Here is a 15,238-nt window from a genome sequence, read left to right as displayed (position 1 = left end):
TAGTTAGCCATAAGTCTTGTTCACGTCGGCCCCGATATCTGACGATACCGTCGTTATCTGTACGCTCGGTTTGTGCCATCCTATCGGCAGCAAATGCTCAGCGCTCCTACCCGTCGACGATAAATGCGTAGCGCTCAATACACTCGCTGCCTTGAGGGAAACCAGTGGTTCTGGACTTCGTCAAAGGGTTGCTGCTTGACCCGTTCGCCGTGATGAACACGGTCGGACTGGTCGCGTTCGCGTTGGTAGGTGCGTCCAAGGCGATACGCGAGGAGTTCGACCTGTTCGGCGTGACCGTCGTTGGACTCGTAACGGCGTTTGCTGGCGGGGCGACGCGGGACGTCCTCGTGAACCGGATTCCGTTGGCCCTCAGGTCGTTAGGCGAGATCAGTCTCGGGATGCTGGGCGTGGGCCTGGCAGTCGGTCTAAGTGTCGTGTTCGACTCGCCGGACGACCACGCGGGAACGTTGATATCCGATGCGATCGGGCTCGCTGCGTTCACCACGGCTGGTGCCATCGTAGCGACCGACGCCGGTGTCTCGGGTTTCGGTGTCGTCGCCATCGCGACGATAAACGCAGTCGGTGGGGGCGCGTTCGCCGACATCCTGCTGGACCGGTCTCCCTTTATCCTGTTTGACGACTTCTACGCGAGCTGTGCAGTGCTCGGTGGAAGTACCTATTGGACACTGGTCGCTATCGATGCGTCCGCGAGCGCCGCTGCGATGGTATGTGCTGCCGTTACGGTCGGAGTACGGTTGGCTGCGGTAAACTTTGGCTGGACTCTCCCGACGGCGCAGATGTTGGACGTGGCTTCCGAAAACCTCGGTCGGAGAAGATAAGTCGCATCACGAGCAGTGGTAATCCTCGAAACAGCGTCCTCCAGTCATCGGAACACCTCCGACCGGCGGCACACCTTCGATCGCGTTCTCGATATATCATTGTGGTGGGACGGCTCAGAGCGCGAGCTTAGATCACGCCCGGCGGTCAATCGTCGAGGCGAAAAACAGCGTCTCGAATCGGTTTCGCTCCTCGTCTCCGTTGCGGGCCGGTTCCAGACAGACCTCGTTCAGTACCGCCTCGTGTTCCGCGCTCAGCTCTAACAGGTCCTGATCGTCGATATCCTCTCGGTCCAACTCGGGCGGGAAATCGTCGCTCTGTTCTATGTAGTAGTAGAGGACGGGCCCCTCGCCGTCATCCTGGAGGAACGCGGCTTCCGTGTAGACCTCCTCTAAGTCCAGGCCACGCTCGAACAGTTCCTGTCTGTCATCAAGCGAGTCGAAGTAATCGCGAAGCTGGTCCACTTTTTCCGGATCGACGCGCCGTTTGGAGAGAATGGCATCGACCATGCATAGATCCGGCATCTTATGTATTAATATAAATGTTCTACAACCGCGTTCGAAAACCCGAGCACTAGATCGACAACGTATCTCTCGTATGAGTCAGACTTTTCGCCGCCAAGGTACTCAGATGACCGTATGGTACCGAACGGGGATACGTGCGGATCTCACCCTGACTATCGTATTCTGCTCGTCGGTCCGGACGAATGGCAGGACAAGGCCGGACCGGCTACCGCCCGACTGAACGGAATCCGAGTGACAGCCGTCACGACTGCGGAACAGGCCAGGAAGACGCTGGTTTCGGACGACCCGGTCGACTGTGTCGTCAGCGCCTACAACCTGGAAGGGACGACAGGGATTCGGTTCTCTGCGGAATCTATCGTGCAAAACGCCGCATCTGCGTTCGTTCTGGCACCTCTAACGGATGATATGCCTCCGAACTCGGGAACCGAGTCCGAACACGTGACCTGGGTGGTGCCGTTATACGCTGACGATGCGGGCCCAACCGGGGTTGACGGACTCCGCACCGTTCTTTCACGGGAGCGCAAGTACAGCCGCGACAGACAGCAAGCGGCTCAGTTCCGCGGTGTCTTCGACAACCCGGACCAGTTCGTCGCAGTCCTAGCGACGGACGGGACCATACTGTCGCTCAACGAAGCGGCGGCCACCCTTTTGAACGCGTCCGAAAAAACGGTCACTGGCAAGCGGATATGGGCCCTTCCGTGGAAGGACGGGAAGCCCCAACGGCGGACGGTTCAGAAGGCTCTCCGCGGTGCTGCTGACGGATCCTACACCGAATTTGAAGGCGTTCTTTCACCGTCGAACGGTACGGCCAGCGTCGACAACGAAGTCAGACTCAGGTTTCGCATCCAACCGGCCGCGGGTGACGGAGGCGACAGGCTACTCGTTCAGGGTGAGATGCTGACCGAACGGGAACGCCTCGAAGCCGAACTTCGCGCGTCGGAGGAACTCCATCGCGTCACCCTGAACAACATGACCGACACGGTCCTCGTTACGGACGACGAAGGGGAGTTCACGTACGTGTGCCCGAACGTTCACTTCATTTTCGGTTACGCCGCCGAGGAGATACACGAATTCGGGACTATCGACGCACTCCTCGGTGAGGAACTGATTGACCCCGACCGCCTCGAATCCGAAGGCGTTCTCACCAACATCGAGTGTACGGCGACTGATAAGAGCGGCACGGAGCACACGCTGCTCGTTAACGTCCGAGAAGTGTCTATCCAGGGCGGAACCAGACTTTACAGCTGTCGAGACATAACCAAGCGGAAACAACGGGAGCGGGCGCTGACACAACTTCAACAGACGAGCCGAAACCTGTTGTATGCGGAGACCAAGGCTGAGGTCGCAAACAGGGTCACCGCGGATGCGACTACCGCGCTCCCAAACGGCGGGATCGCACTGTATCACTTCGATGGAGCGGAGAACACGCTCTATCCGATGGCAGTTTCGGATCCGCTTCGGAAGATGCTCGGTTCGTTGCCCGAGGTGAGTCTCGACCAGCGGACATCTATCAACAGGGCCTTCGTCGAAGAGCGGGTGATACAGCCCGACGAGACCGACGTATCGGACGATCTGCAACCCCTGTTTACGAACATAGACGACTTCGCTGCGATGTCGTTGGGGAAACATGGCGTGTTGCTGGCAGCGACGGTCGACGGGCCGTTCGACGGTGTAAACAAGGAAATCGCCGAGTTACTCGCGGCGACGACGGAGGCCGCGTTTGACCGTCTCGACCGGGAGTCGGAACTCCGAGAACGCGACGAGAGACTGCAACAGCAGAACCGTCAACTGTCCGAGATAAACCAGATAAACGAGATTATCCGAGAGATCGACCAGGCGATGGTTCACGCTGAAACCAGAGAGGAGATCGAAACCACTGTCTGTGAGCGCCTCTCCGCCAGTGACCGCTTCGCATTCGCCTGGATCGGTGAGAGTGCCGCGCGCAACCGCCGACTCCATCCGCGCGAGTGGGCTGGCGACAATCAGGGGTATCTGGATAGTGTCTCCCTCTCGACGATGGACGACCAGACCCTCTCCGAGCCATCCCTCCAGACCATGCAGGACCGGTCTCTGACGGTTATGGATAACGTGGCCAATCAACTCCACGAGGCGACGTGGTGTAAGGAGGCTGTCTCGCGGAACTTCAACTCCATTCTCTCGATCCCGCTGGTCTACGACGACGTACTCTTCGGGACGCTTACGGTTTACCACAACGACCCGAACTCCTTCAGCGAGACGATTCGAACGGTGTTCAGTGAACTCGGTAGCACTATCGGCGCCGCAATAAACGGGATCCAGCGCAAAGAGGCGCTCCGCAGCGACTCCGTTTTCAGACTGGCGTATGGGATCCGCGATCCATCCTTCGTTCTCTTCCGTCTCGCCAAATCGCTCGATTGTACTCTCGAGGTGAAAAGTGAGGTCACACAGGCGGACGAGACGACGCTCATCTTCGTCGCTGTAGAGAACGCGTCGGCCGCGACGGTCGTCTCCGAAGCCACGTCGCTCGTCGATGTCACTGCCGGTGAGGTGATACGGGAGACGGAAAACGGCGGTCTCGTGAGCCTCAAAGTACGCGATCCGTTTGTCACGTCGTCGCTTGCGACTCACGGCGCGACGCGCAGGACGCTCGAAGCATCGCCGACAGGAGTTCGTCTCGTCGTCGAAGTCCCCGATTCTGCGACGATCCGGACCGTCGACGAGATGCTCTCCGGTCAGTTCACGGATGTAGAACTGACGTCACAGCAGAAACAGACGCGTCCGTCTGAACCTCAACAGGAACTCGGGTCGCTGATGACAGAGCGCCAAGAAGAGATAGCTCAGGTCGCGTATCATAGCGGCTACTTCGACATGCAGCGAAACGTGTCCGGCCGGGACATCGCGACGACACTCGACATCTCACACACCGCCTTCTACGACCACATTCGCCGAATCGAGCAGAAGTTCTTCGCTGCGCTGTTCGATCGCCAGCAACAGTACATTACGGTTGAATAGTAACCCTCCGAACGCCGCACCGGGGTTTACTATTCAACTCCCTCATCTTTAATCCGATACCAATAAGGTAGAGCTGTTACTATGGACCGAGACGTGGAGTCCGACCCTGAGGCAGAATCGACGTACGAATGCTTGGGCTGTGGGCACATGGCCACGGAGACGAACCACCCCACTGACTGTCCTGAGTGCGGAGATACGATGCGAAACCGCGGTACACCGTTCGAATAACAACGAACACGATACATGCCCGCTAACACAGTTACAGACTCTGAATCAGACGACGAACCGGAACACGAATCCGCTCTAGAGACGGCCCGCCGACAGCTCCGCGAGGCGGCCACGCACGTAGACGTCGATCCTGGCGTTATCGAACGTCTCAAACACCCGACCCGGGTCGTCGAAGTCGCCGTGCCGCTCAAGCGCGACGACGGTAGCGTCGAGGTATTTACCGGCTATCGAGCACAGCATGACGACGTCAGAGGCCCCTACAAGGGAGGGCTCAGATACCACCCTGACGTATCGTCACAGGAGTGCGTCGGACTTGCGATGTGGATGACGTGGAAGTGCGCCGTCATGGACATCCCGTACGGCGGAGCGAAGGGTGGGATTATCGTCAACCCGAAAGAGCTCAGTACGGACGAAAAGGAGCGACTCACCCGCCGGTTCGCCGAGGAGATCCGCGACGAGGTCGGTCCGAACCAGGACATCCCCGCACCGGACATGGGGACAGACGCGAAGACGATGGCCTGGTTCATGGACGCCTACAGTATGCAGGAAGGCGAAACCATCCCCGGGGTCGTAACCGGTAAGCCGCCGGTCATCGGCGGGAGCTACGGCCGCGAGGAGGCACCCGGCCGAAGCGTCGCCATCATCGCTCGCGAGGCTATCGACTACTACGACAATGACATCCGGGACACCACCGTCGCAATTCAGGGGTACGGCAGCGTCGGAGCGAACGCCGCCCGCCTCCTTGACGAGTGGGGCGCAGATGTCGTCGCTGTTAGCGACGTTAACGGCGGAATTTACGATACCAGCGGTCTCGATACTCAGTCGGTTCCGTCGCACAAGGAGGAACCGGAAGGTGTCATGAGTCAAGAGGCCCCGAACACGGTAACGAACGAGGAACTCCTGGAACTCGACGTCGACGTCCTCATTCCCGCCGCGATCGGGAACGTGATCACGATCGACAACGCCGACGATATCAAGGCCGACATCGTCGTCGAGGGGGCAAACGGTCCGACGACCTCCGGTGCGGATTCCATCCTCGACGAACGCGATATCCCGGTCGTCCCCGACATCCTGGCTAACGCGGGCGGTGTGACCGTGTCGTACTTCGAGTGGCTACAGGACATCAACCGCCGCAAGTGGTCGAAAGAACGGGTCCAAAACGAACTCGAATCGGAGATTATGTCGGCGTGGGACAACGTCAAAGCGGAGGTCGAGGCGAGCGACACGAGTTGGCGGGACGCGGCTTACATCGTCGCGCTGAACCGGATCGGCGCAGCGAAGGAAGCCCGCGGTCTCTGGCCATAACCGCGATCTGCTACGTCGGTTCCGAGATTTGACTGTTTGTCCATAACGGGCCGCGTACGAACTATTTCCGGTACGTGCAACCCGTTTGGACCGAACTCTTGTCGGATCCCGCTCTCGCCCCAACGAGTTGCGACTCCATGAAACACTGAGAACGCGGTGCTGACGCGGTGACTGTACCGACTATCGGTATTGGCTTCCCTTGGTTCAGGCGGCGGGTCTGATCGCCTACTCTTGCTCCGTTTGCTGGTTAGTCGTAACGCTGACCGGTTCCTCTCATATTATTCTAATAACTTATAGAAAACCGTGCTAATAATTACCTAAATAGATATATATACTCGCTCTGCGTATATAGAAATAGGAAGTTTCCTTCCGTCACCATGACTACATCCACTCTCTCGCCAGAAACCCGCAACACGTTCGAAAGCACCATCGGCGGTTACACCGTCAGCGGTCGCGCCCACAGCCTCTCCGCGTGGTTCGTACTCTCGCTCCGTCTAATGATGGGCTGGGCGTTCGCGTCCTCCGGATTCACGAAGATCACGGCTGCCGAACCGTTCAGTGCGGGCGGCTACCTCACACACGTCGCGGCGACTAACGGGAACCCGCTGGCTGACGTGTTCGCCTGGATGGGATCGACCCCGTGGTTCGTGGAGTTCGCGAACGTCGCGGTCCCGTGGGGCGAACTGCTCATCGGCCTCGGCCTGCTCGTCGGAGCGATGGTCCGCCTCGCCGCGTTTTTCGGCGCGCTCATGATGCTCATGTTCTACTTCGGGAACTGGGATATCGCTCACGGCGTCATCAACGGCGACTTCGCGTACATGCTCGTGTTCCTCGCCGTCGCGGCCTTCGGAGCCGGTCGCATCCTCGGCGTAGACGCCTGGATTGAGAACTACGACATCGGTGGACAGACGCTCACCGAACGCTTCCCCGCTCTCAGATACGTTCTCGGGTAGCGCTCGAAACTGTTCGGCGCGGACCCGAACGCCGTACTCCGGGGTACGAACCGGCCCAGACCGCTGAACTCTATTTCATCCACTATTCTCTGTCCGTCATCGACGACTTGGCGTCACCGTTCTAGATTTCAGGGCACGTTGACTGTTGCCCGTCCGCGGAGACGACTGTTGGCCTCGGTGGACGTACCGAATCCTGATGTTCTTCGCTGCATTGTCGTCCGCGTTCGCTGGACTGCTCCAACGACTCACGCGCAAACGGTTACAGCCGACAGTATAAATACAGACAAAAAACACCCTCCCGTATGTCACTGCGCTCCCGCCGGACCGGCTTCTACCTGGCATTAGTCCTCGTAACGACTCTGGTTTTCACCGGGGCGTACAACACAGGTATGGCGGTCTGGGAGAACCGTCCGCAACCGCTGTACCGCTCTCTCGAAGTGGTCATCCAGAGCTTTACCACAACCGGGTATGGCGAAGACGCGCCGTGGCAAACGCCGCAGATGAACGTCCTCGCGATCACGATGCAACTCGCCGGTATCGGGCTGATCCTCACCGCCGTGGACGTGTTCGCCGTCCCGTGGCTCCGGGACGCGCTTACTCCGACGGCTCCCACGGCAGTCTCGGATGCTCGGGGACACGTCATCATCTGCGACCACACCCCCAGAACCGACGCCTTCATCGCGGAGCTAGACGCTCGGGGACGCGAGTACGTTCTCATCGAATCCGATCAGGACGCGGCACGCGACCTCCACGAAGCGGGGTATAACGTCATTCACGGAGAGCCGGAGTCGACAGAAACGCTAGCGAACGCACGGACGGCTTCGGCGATAGCCGTCGTCGCCGACGCCGCCGACGATACGAACGCGAGTATCGCTCTCGCGGTCCGCGACGCCTACCCCGACGTGCGCGTGATAACGCTCGTACAAGACGCAGAACTCGCCCAGTACCATCGAGCGGCCGGCGCGAGCGAGGCCCTCTCTCCACGGCAGTTACTCGGCGAGAGTCTGGCAGAGCAAGCCCCCACTGCTGTCACGACGGATATCGAGGACGGTGTCGAGATCAGCGATGATCTCGAACTTGTCGAACTCACAGTCGTGGAAGACAGCGACCTCTGTCATCGGACGTTCGCGGAGGCGAAACTCCGGAACCGCTTCGGCGTGAACGTGATCGGCGCGTGGTTCAACGGCGACTTCGAGACGCCCGTCGACCCGGACGACGAACTGGTGGCCAGAACGAGACTCCTCGTAGCAGGTAAGTCCGACCAGATAGCCGACCTGCAGGAGGCGACGTCCTCGACCGTCCGGGAGTTTTCCCCACAACACGTCGTCATCGCCGGGTTCGGTGACTCCGGGCGGGCCGCCTACGAGGCCTTAGTGGGGTCTACCACCAGGATTTCCGTCCTCGATATAGAAGACGAGGAACGCGTCGATACTGTCGGTGATGCCCGCGATCCGGACGTGTTAGAAGCGGCGGGTATCAAGGACATATCGGCACTGATCCTCACGGTCGCAGACGACACGACCGCGGTTTTCGCGACGCTCATCGCGCGAGAGCTGAACCCGGACCTCCACATCGTCGTCCGGGCAAACGAGGAAGCGGACGTGAAGAAACTGTATCGAGCGGGCGCGGACTACGTGCAATCGTTAGCCACGGTCAGCGGACGTATGCTTGCCTCGACGGTGTTCGAAGACGAGGAGGTGCTGGCGTTCGACAAGCAGGTCAGCGTCGTGCGCCTCCCTGCCGGTAAACTAGCGGGAAGCACGCTCGTGGATGAGGCGGTCCGAACGGTAACCGGTTGTACTGTCGTCGCGGTAATCAGAGACGGAGACACGGTCACCGAGTTCGATCCGTCGACGTTCGCGTTCGAGGCCGATGACGAAGTCATCATCGCCGGTACTGACGAGGCTGTCACTCGGTTCGAGCGACAGTTCAGCGGCTAGTCCGCCGTGTCCGATCCGCGTGTCTAACGAGGGGGTAGTTTTTCTTCTGTCCCTGCTGTCTGTCTCTTTCGAATCCTCACCCGTGCCGACCGATCTGTACGTGCGGTTCTGTTTGCCGGGAAGTTCGGAAGCTGTGTCAGTCTTTGGACTGTTGTGGGGAAACTGAGAGTACAGGAGTCTCCGACTCTCTGACGATCCGTTCGGTCGTACTACCGAGAACATATCGTTCGAGACCTGTTCGACCGTGCGTTCCCATTGCTATCAGATCGATCTCGTTCTCGCGTGCATACTGGAGCAGATCGCTCGACGGGATCCCTTCTCGAACGCTGGTAACTGCGTCGAGGCCGGCCTCTCTGGCGCGTGTCGCGATCGCTTCCGTCGCTGATTCACCCTGTGACCGGAACTGGTCTAGCAGGTCGGTTGGTGGGGTAACGTTCGGGTTGGCTGCGAGCGAACTCACGTCTACGACGTTAACTGCGTGGATGCGTGCGCCCGCTTCCTGTGCGATCGCGATCCCGTGGTCGATCGCCGCAGTCGCGGGTTCGCTCCCGTCTGTCGGAACGAGTATTTCGTCGTAACTGCCCGCGGGTGTGTTCTGTTCGGTCGCACGAACGGTCAGTACGGGAACGTCTGAGAGACGAACGACGCGTTCAGTTACACTACCCGTGATGTAACGGTTAATACCCGACCGACCGTGTGTCCCCATCGAAAGAAGATCGATCCCGTTCTCGTCGACGTATTCGAGTATCGCCTCGGACGGTTTTCCCTCGATGATGTCCGTTCGGATGTCGTCCGTCTCTTCTGCGACAGCCTCGACTGTCTCGATCGCGTTCGTCCCTTCCTCTTCGAGTCGTTCGACGAACTCACGACTGACTCCTCCCGCATCGAACATTCCGCCTGCCGCCGTAACGTCGATCACGTTGAGCAGATGGACTGTCGCGTCAAACCGGCGTGAGAGTGCCAGTCCGTGTTCGCACGCCCGAACCGCGTGTTCGCTCCCGTCGGTCGGAACGAGAATGGTGTCGTACATGTGTTACGTAACCATTCGATCCAGCTTCTCTTAAAACAAGGCCGTTATTCCCGGACAATGAGACTAACCGGGGGACATCTTGTCGGTCGGGACTCGCCCTGAGTCTCGCCTTTCGCCCGACGATCGGTGCCGACTGCCATGAGTTCCGTCGTCGTCGAGTCAGTTCGAACTACGTTGACGCTGACCGGTGGTCAGTCCCGCGCTCGCCCATTCAGTAGTTCGCGTTCGAACGGTCAGTCCCGCGCCCGAACGTTCAGTACTCTGCGTTCGAACGGTCAGTGTCTGCGTCCATACGAAACGGTCAGCGCCATCAGTACGGAACCCACGGCGATTACGACGCCGCTTCCCAGTACCAGCGATCTAGTTACTCGCGGGAACTGCTCGGCGACCGGAACGAAGACTCGAACGTCCAGAGCGACGACTAATAGTGCTCCTAAGATGTCGAATACGAGGTCAATCGCGGTATCACGCCACCCGTAGTGTACGAGAACTGGTTCGACGTTATACCGGTCACCGATGTCACGCGCGACGAGTTCGATCAACTCCCAGAACACCCCGCCGGCAAACGTAAAGAGAACCGTCAGCACCGCTATCAGCCCGAACGGGAGACCGAAACCGCCCCCACTTCCGGCCACGACGATCAGACTGTCGTAGAGAAGCGCTGCAATAAGCGCCGCCGAAACCGTATGGGTGAGAGAGTCCCACCACGGGATCGAATCGTACGGACCCAGCATTCCGAACGAGTGCAAACAGCCGGCCGCCGCGATCCACAGAGGTAACTCCGGTCCGAAACTGACTTTCTGGGTGACGAGGAACTGAACGACGAACTCCACGACCGCTGGAAGTAGCGTGGCTCCGAACGAAACGAGCGCGTTCACGACGGCGGCGGCGTTCCGCCGACGAATCGCTTCGAGTAGAATCACAACGATACCGGCTTGGAACAGCACTACGCCGGCCGCGGCTAGTTCTTCCATTCGTCCACACTGCCCGTACACGAGGCTAGTACGTGGCGATTACGGTTCTCCGACGGGCGGGAACGTGGCAACGAAAGACCAATCTGGGAGCGAGACGGACGCTCGAAACCGTTATTCGTCCACCGTATTCGAGGATAGCTGTTCTCCTGAACCATCAAGATAACGCGCAGGAACGAGCGCGACGATACGCTTCGCGGAGTCGAAGTCGAGAAGGAGGCCAACCAGTCGGTCGGCAATCGCGGGGAGAGCACGTCGCACGACGGAGTAGACGGCGGCGACCGCCAGGGATCCGATCGCCAACAACCGTGGAACGCCGCCGAGAGCGATCAGCAATGGGCCGGCGAGCGCCACAGACAAGAGGAGGTCCTCGGGTGCTCCGTCGTACCGAACCCAGTGACGGGGCGCGATCCATCGACTGCGGCGGTGGTCGAATACGGCCCGATTCGAAGTCGCTTCCCACGGACGTAGCTCTAGCCCGCCACCGAAGATATCCGCGACGCTGTGGACGGCAGCGCCGATCAGGAAAAACAGGGCGGCTATCGGTTCGGCCGAGGGGTGCAAAACAGTGACCGGAACTGCCGCGACTGCGAGTACGCTGTAGTACACCGGATAGTGGAGCGTCTTCCGATGTCCGATGTACATATCGAGGTCCGGAACGACGCCGCCGAGAAATCCCGCCACGAGTGCGACCCCGGCGAACTCAGGCACGGCGAGTGCGTACGGCAGCGCGAGTAGCATGCCCGCCAGGGCGTGTGTTGGAAGCATCATCGTGTTGGATTCAAAGGGTCCCAAGTCACCTTAACCCGTCGGTCGTCCACGGTCGAACACTGCCTCCTCGGAACGTAACCGTCCGTGAGACAGTACTGACAGTATCGAGAACTTTCGTCGCCGGCCGCATTTCCGCACTGTGACACAACGAACGAACTCGTTTGCCACCGGCGTGACTACTGTTCTTTTAAGTGCCTACCGTATATACGCAATACTACCTGCCTATTCAGAATAGACATGTCACGACCGGACTCGCCCGGCACAGTTGCTCTCGTCATTCTCGTAGCGATCGGCGGGGCGCTGGGCGCGAACGCGCGGTATCTCGTCGGGACGGCCGTATCGGGACTCGGCGGGACGTTCGTGGCGAACGTTCTCGGCTGTTTCTCGCTCGGTCTGCTCGTGTACGGGTCCCAGCGCACGGACCTAATCGCCGAACGGGCGAAACTGCTCCTTGGGACCGGGTTTCTCTCCTCGTTTACCACGTACAGCACGTTCGCTCTCGAAACAGCGCAGTCGGAACCGGTGATCGGCGTCGGCTATGTCGTCGCCAGCTACGCAGTCGGATTCACCGCCGTCTTGGTAGGCCGCTCGACGGCACTGCACATCACGCCCGACCCGTCAGCGGCGGGCCGCACGGGTGAGTGTGACGCGTGATAGATCCGACGTATCTGGTCGCCGCCGGCGGCGTCCTCGGAGCGCTACTGCGTCACTTCGTCAGTCGGGCCGTCCCGAGCGAAGCGTTTCCGCTGGGAACGTTCACCGTGAACGTCCTCGGGAGTTTCGTTCTCGGTCTGACAGTCTTTCAGGAGTTCGGAAACGAGGCGTTTCTGCTCGTCGGAACCGGAGCCTGCGGTTCCTTCACGACCTTCTCCTCGTTTTCGGTCGATGTTGTCCGACTCTGGGACGACGACCGCCTCTTATCTGTCGGGTACGCTGCGGCGAACCTCTTTGGTTCACTGTCGGCTATCGCCGTCGCATGGTTCCTGTCCCGCGGATTGTGACAACGACGGGTCGGCCACGGGCGTTCCGGATTGCAGAAAAGGGTATAACTTATCACATATGTGGTTATTTATACCTGTAGAATATGTGGTTGGTTATATCTCCGGCTGATAGCGCTTAGCATTCGTCTCAGAATGCCTGTATTATAAATTAAAGATACAATCTTAGAATCCGGAATATCTGATTCAGAACGGTCCCAAGAAGGGTCCACGACCTGGTGCAGAAGGTCGATATACACCCCGCCAGCGACGCCAGTCCGAACACGTTGCGCTCGATGAGGCCGTGATCTGAACTAACAGCCAGCAGTTCTACCTGTACGACGCCGTCGATCCCGTAACGAACGAGTTCCCATATCTAAGGCTCTTTACGACGGCTACGAAAGCATCAACGCGAAATTTCTCCGAGAGAGATCCAGGAGAAACACGATGTCGAAGACGCAGTGTTTTTCGTCGCTCACGCATAGAATCTACTGGCTGCACTTCACCGATCTGGCTTCCGATTTCAGACGGTTCGGCAGGGAAACCAGAATGTTGGCTAACGTATTCAAAGAGACAAAACGATGAATATCCTCGTTTAGCAATAGTTTCAATCACGTAAGCCAGTGACTGTCGAAACGTCGTTGCACGCCTTCGCCGTTTGGTGGAACTTGCTAAACAGGATGGGACTGCTCGTATGACCCGCCGCAGGTGGTCAGATAACGTCGTCGGGGTCGTGGATGTCGGCCATCCGTTGAGCTTCGGCGGCGTACTGTTCCTGCAGGTCCGGGTCGTTGACCGAGCCGAGATTGTCGAGGTCGGCGTCGACGGCGGCGGTCGTTTCGCGCACGTCGCCGAAACTGGTGAGCGCTCGTTCCTTGCGGAAGTACCGCTCGCCGTCGGTGGTTGCGTAGGTGAGGATGATCATGTTCTGTTCGTCGTCGGAGTACGTTCGTTCGACCAACCACACCTGAACGCTGTCGTCGGACTCGTCGCGCATACCTTCGCGTTCACGAGCGACCCGGAAATGCGTAGTGATAGGGACTCCGTCGCAGCGTCAGGACGACGATGGGCTGGAACCGGCACCCCAGCCGTACTCAGGGCCGCCCGCCGGTGACTGTCTGGTCACGAAAGGCTGTGTGCCGATCCGTCCACTCTACGACGGACGTGGGGATTCAGCGTCTGGCGCGACCTGTTGATGACCACTGCCTCGTCCGTATCGCGGGCCACGTTCCCGTGTTGGCTCCTCATCCTGAGTATTGACCAATAGTGGGCTGCACCTGGCCCGGGTTCCACGAGGACTTCATGGGTTTCGCAAGTACTTCACCAAGTTATGTATCATACTTCCAGTTTATGGGTTCGCGGACACGGCTTGAGTTAGAACACCAAAGAATCGGGCAGGAATCGAACTTTCCTTCAGGTCGCTGCGTCGATAGCCGCTTCCAGATCGGCGATGATACGGCCGGGGTCCTCGATTCCGACTGAGAGGCGAACGAGGTCGTCAGTCACGCCGGAGGCATCCTTTTCAGCGTCGCTGAGTTGCTGGTGGGTCGTACTGGCCGGATGGATGATCAGCGTCTTTGCGTCACCGACGTTCGCGAGCATACTCGCGAGTTCCGTCGATTCGACGGTTTTCCGGGCGGCGTCATACCCACCGGCTAATCCGAACGTTATCATCCCGCCGTAGCCGCCGTCGAGGTACTCGCTGGCGTTCTCGTGGGTCGCGTGGGATTCGAGGCCAGGGTAGTTCACCCACGACACGTCCTCGTGGGCCTCGAGGAACTCGGCGACCGCCATCGCGTTTTCGGAGTGGCGCTCCATCCGAAGCGGAAGCGTTTCAAGTCCCTGAAGGGTCTGCCACGCGTCGAAGGGGGCCTGCTGATTACCGAGGTCGCGCAGTCCGCGGGCGATGGCGGCGTAGGTAAACGCCGCTTCACCGAACGTCTCCGAGAAGTTGACGCCGTGGTACGCCGGGTTGTCTTGAGCGATTTCGGAGTACTTCTCGGCGTGTTCGTCCCACGGGAAGGACCCGCCGTCGACGACTACCCCGCCGATAGTCGTCCCGGAGCCGTGGAGCCATTTCGTCGTCGAGTTCCACACGAGGTCGGCCCCGTGTTCGAGCGGACGGCAGAGATAGGGCGTCGCAAACGTGTTGTCGACGAGCAGGGGAACACCGTTGTCGTGGGCGATATCGGCGATCCGCTGGATGTCCGGCGTGTCGAGCGCCGGGTTCCCGATGGTTTCGACGTGGACGTACGCAGTGTCCTCGTCGATAGCCTCCTCGTACTCGTCGTAGCTTAGCGTGTCGACGAACCGGGTGGAAATCCCGCGCCGTTCGACGGAGTGCGTGAAGTAGGTGTAGGTCCCACCGTACAGCGAGGATGAGGTGACGATATTGTCCCCGGCCTCCGCGAGCAGGAAGGTGGTGAGGTCGAGTGACGCCATCCCCGAGGCGGTGACGGCTGCCCCGACACCTCCTTCGAGTGCGGCAAGTCGCTCCTGCAGCGTTTCGAGAGTCGGGTTCATCAGCCGCGAGTAGATGTATCCCGGTTCTTCGAGTGCGAACTGGGCCGCCGCATCGTCGGCGTCGTCGAACACGTACGACGTGGTTTGATAGAGCGGCGGAGCCCGTGCCCCGGTGGCCGGGTCCGGCTCCTGGCCGGCGTGTAACGAGTCGGTCGCGAACGAACGGTTGTCGGGATCGTCGCTCATAG

The 15,238-nt window shown here is 59.6% G+C and carries 14 protein-coding genes and 1 pseudogene; 9 read left to right on the top strand and 6 right to left on the bottom strand.

The window, feature by feature from the left end; all coding sequences use genetic code 11:
- The first annotated feature begins 212 nt into the window (after positions 1-212).
- A complete protein-coding gene (locus tag EYW42_RS14120) occupies positions 213-839 on the top strand; it encodes a trimeric intracellular cation channel family protein (protein WP_135536111.1) in 627 nt (208 codons plus the stop codon).
- Between the two features lie 132 nt (positions 840-971).
- Here EYW42_RS14120 and EYW42_RS14115 read toward each other — a convergent pair whose 3' ends face one another.
- Positions 972-1,346 (bottom strand): DUF6176 family protein, encoded by a 375-nt coding sequence (locus tag EYW42_RS14115; RefSeq protein ID WP_135535939.1) that lies wholly within the window; start codon positions 1,344-1,346, stop codon positions 972-974.
- A 129-nt stretch (positions 1,347-1,475) separates the two neighbouring features.
- Here EYW42_RS14115 and EYW42_RS14110 point away from each other — a divergent pair, with 129 nt between their 5' ends.
- The 5 genes from EYW42_RS14110 (at position 1,476) to EYW42_RS14085 (ending at position 8,778) form a co-directional block, all read left to right on the top strand.
- Positions 1,476-4,352 (top strand): bacterio-opsin activator domain-containing protein, encoded by a 2,877-nt coding sequence (locus EYW42_RS14110; RefSeq protein WP_237561340.1) that lies wholly within the window; start codon positions 1,476-1,478, stop codon positions 4,350-4,352.
- A gap of 81 nt (positions 4,353-4,433) precedes the next feature.
- Positions 4,434-4,580, top strand: coding sequence for a rubrerythrin-like domain-containing protein (locus EYW42_RS20370; protein ID WP_135535938.1), 147 nt, complete (start codon positions 4,434-4,436; stop codon positions 4,578-4,580).
- Positions 4,581-4,595: 15 nt separating this feature from the next.
- Positions 4,596-5,885 carry a glutamate dehydrogenase GdhB gene (gene gdhB, locus EYW42_RS14100; protein ID WP_135535937.1) on the top strand — a complete coding sequence of 430 codons (1,290 nt, stop codon included), beginning with the start codon at positions 4,596-4,598 and terminating at the stop codon, positions 5,883-5,885.
- A 377-nt stretch (positions 5,886-6,262) separates the two neighbouring features.
- Complete coding sequence (locus EYW42_RS14095; RefSeq protein WP_135535936.1) at positions 6,263-6,838, top strand: DoxX family membrane protein; 576 nt, start codon at positions 6,263-6,265, stop codon at positions 6,836-6,838.
- 302 nt (positions 6,839-7,140) lie between these two features.
- Positions 7,141-8,778, top strand: coding sequence for a potassium channel family protein (locus EYW42_RS14085; RefSeq protein WP_135535935.1), 1,638 nt, complete (start codon positions 7,141-7,143; stop codon positions 8,776-8,778).
- A 136-nt stretch (positions 8,779-8,914) separates the two neighbouring features.
- Here EYW42_RS14085 and EYW42_RS14080 read toward each other — a convergent pair whose 3' ends face one another.
- The 3 genes from EYW42_RS14080 to EYW42_RS14070 all read right to left on the bottom strand — a co-directional run bounded on the left by EYW42_RS14080 (position 8,915) and on the right by EYW42_RS14070 (position 11,550).
- A complete protein-coding gene (locus EYW42_RS14080; RefSeq protein ID WP_135535934.1) occupies positions 8,915-9,808 on the bottom strand; it encodes a universal stress protein in 894 nt (297 codons plus the stop codon).
- A 275-nt stretch (positions 9,809-10,083) separates the two neighbouring features.
- Positions 10,084-10,782: a hypothetical protein gene (locus EYW42_RS14075; RefSeq protein WP_135535933.1), complete on the bottom strand. Its 699-nt coding sequence runs from the start codon at positions 10,780-10,782 to the stop codon at positions 10,084-10,086.
- A 111-nt stretch (positions 10,783-10,893) separates the two neighbouring features.
- A complete protein-coding gene (locus EYW42_RS14070; RefSeq protein WP_135535932.1) occupies positions 10,894-11,550 on the bottom strand; it encodes a metal-dependent hydrolase in 657 nt (218 codons plus the stop codon).
- Between the two features lie 237 nt (positions 11,551-11,787).
- On the opposite strand from EYW42_RS14070, the gene EYW42_RS14065 reads away from it, so the two are divergent.
- The 3 genes and pseudogenes from EYW42_RS14065 to EYW42_RS20560 form a co-directional block, all read left to right on the top strand.
- Positions 11,788-12,204 carry a fluoride efflux transporter FluC gene (locus tag EYW42_RS14065; protein WP_135535931.1) on the top strand — a complete coding sequence of 139 codons (417 nt, stop codon included), beginning with the start codon at positions 11,788-11,790 and terminating at the stop codon, positions 12,202-12,204.
- Complete coding sequence (gene crcB, locus EYW42_RS14060; RefSeq protein ID WP_135535930.1) at positions 12,201-12,551, top strand: fluoride efflux transporter CrcB; 351 nt, start codon at positions 12,201-12,203, stop codon at positions 12,549-12,551. The genes EYW42_RS14065 and crcB overlap by 4 nt, the downstream gene beginning before the upstream one ends.
- Positions 12,552-12,748: 197 nt before the next feature.
- Positions 12,749-13,225: pseudogene (locus EYW42_RS20560) on the top strand (IS6 family transposase); the annotation flags it as partial.
- Positions 13,226-13,239: 14 nt separating this feature from the next.
- On the opposite strand, the gene EYW42_RS14055 reads toward EYW42_RS20560, so the two are convergent.
- Together EYW42_RS14055 and EYW42_RS14050 are read right to left on the bottom strand one after the other, a co-directional pair.
- Complete coding sequence (locus EYW42_RS14055; protein WP_135535929.1) at positions 13,240-13,524, bottom strand: hypothetical protein; 285 nt, start codon at positions 13,522-13,524, stop codon at positions 13,240-13,242.
- A gap of 416 nt (positions 13,525-13,940) precedes the next feature.
- Complete coding sequence (locus EYW42_RS14050; RefSeq protein ID WP_135535928.1) at positions 13,941-15,236, bottom strand: O-acetylhomoserine aminocarboxypropyltransferase/cysteine synthase family protein; 1,296 nt, start codon at positions 15,234-15,236, stop codon at positions 13,941-13,943.
- Between the last annotated feature and the right edge of the window lie 2 nt (positions 15,237-15,238).

The sequence above is a fragment of the Halostella pelagica genome, from assembly GCF_004762015.1.
Lineage (GTDB): Archaea > Halobacteriota > Halobacteria > Halobacteriales > Natronoarchaeaceae > Halostella > Halostella pelagica.
The sequence above is the reverse complement of the archived record's forward strand: the minus strand, read 5'-3'. Positions and strand labels throughout refer to the sequence as shown.

Coding starts and splice junctions, on each gene's coding strand:
- EYW42_RS14120 (WP_135536111.1), top strand. CDS start 213: ATGAACACGGTCGGACTGGTCGCGTTCGCGTTGGTAGGTGCGTCCAAG.
- EYW42_RS20370 (WP_135535938.1), top strand. CDS start 4,434: ATGGACCGAGACGTGGAGTCCGACCCTGAGGCAGAATCGACGTACGAA.
- EYW42_RS14085 (WP_135535935.1), top strand. CDS start 7,141: ATGTCACTGCGCTCCCGCCGGACCGGCTTCTACCTGGCATTAGTCCTC.
- EYW42_RS14050 (WP_135535928.1), bottom strand. CDS start 15,236: ATGAGCGACGATCCCGACAACCGTTCGTTCGCGACCGACTCGTTACAC.
- EYW42_RS14055 (WP_135535929.1), bottom strand. CDS start 13,524: ATGCGCGACGAGTCCGACGACAGCGTTCAGGTGTGGTTGGTCGAACGA.
- gdhB (WP_135535937.1), top strand. CDS start 4,596: ATGCCCGCTAACACAGTTACAGACTCTGAATCAGACGACGAACCGGAA.
- EYW42_RS14080 (WP_135535934.1), bottom strand. CDS start 9,808: ATGTACGACACCATTCTCGTTCCGACCGACGGGAGCGAACACGCGGTT.
- EYW42_RS14070 (WP_135535932.1), bottom strand. CDS start 11,550: ATGATGCTTCCAACACACGCCCTGGCGGGCATGCTACTCGCGCTGCCG.
- EYW42_RS14095 (WP_135535936.1), top strand. CDS start 6,263: ATGACTACATCCACTCTCTCGCCAGAAACCCGCAACACGTTCGAAAGC.
- EYW42_RS14115 (WP_135535939.1), bottom strand. CDS start 1,346: ATGGTCGATGCCATTCTCTCCAAACGGCGCGTCGATCCGGAAAAAGTG.
- EYW42_RS14110 (WP_237561340.1), top strand. CDS start 1,476: ATGGTACCGAACGGGGATACGTGCGGATCTCACCCTGACTATCGTATT.
- EYW42_RS14065 (WP_135535931.1), top strand. CDS start 11,788: ATGTCACGACCGGACTCGCCCGGCACAGTTGCTCTCGTCATTCTCGTA.
- EYW42_RS14075 (WP_135535933.1), bottom strand. CDS start 10,782: ATGGAAGAACTAGCCGCGGCCGGCGTAGTGCTGTTCCAAGCCGGTATC.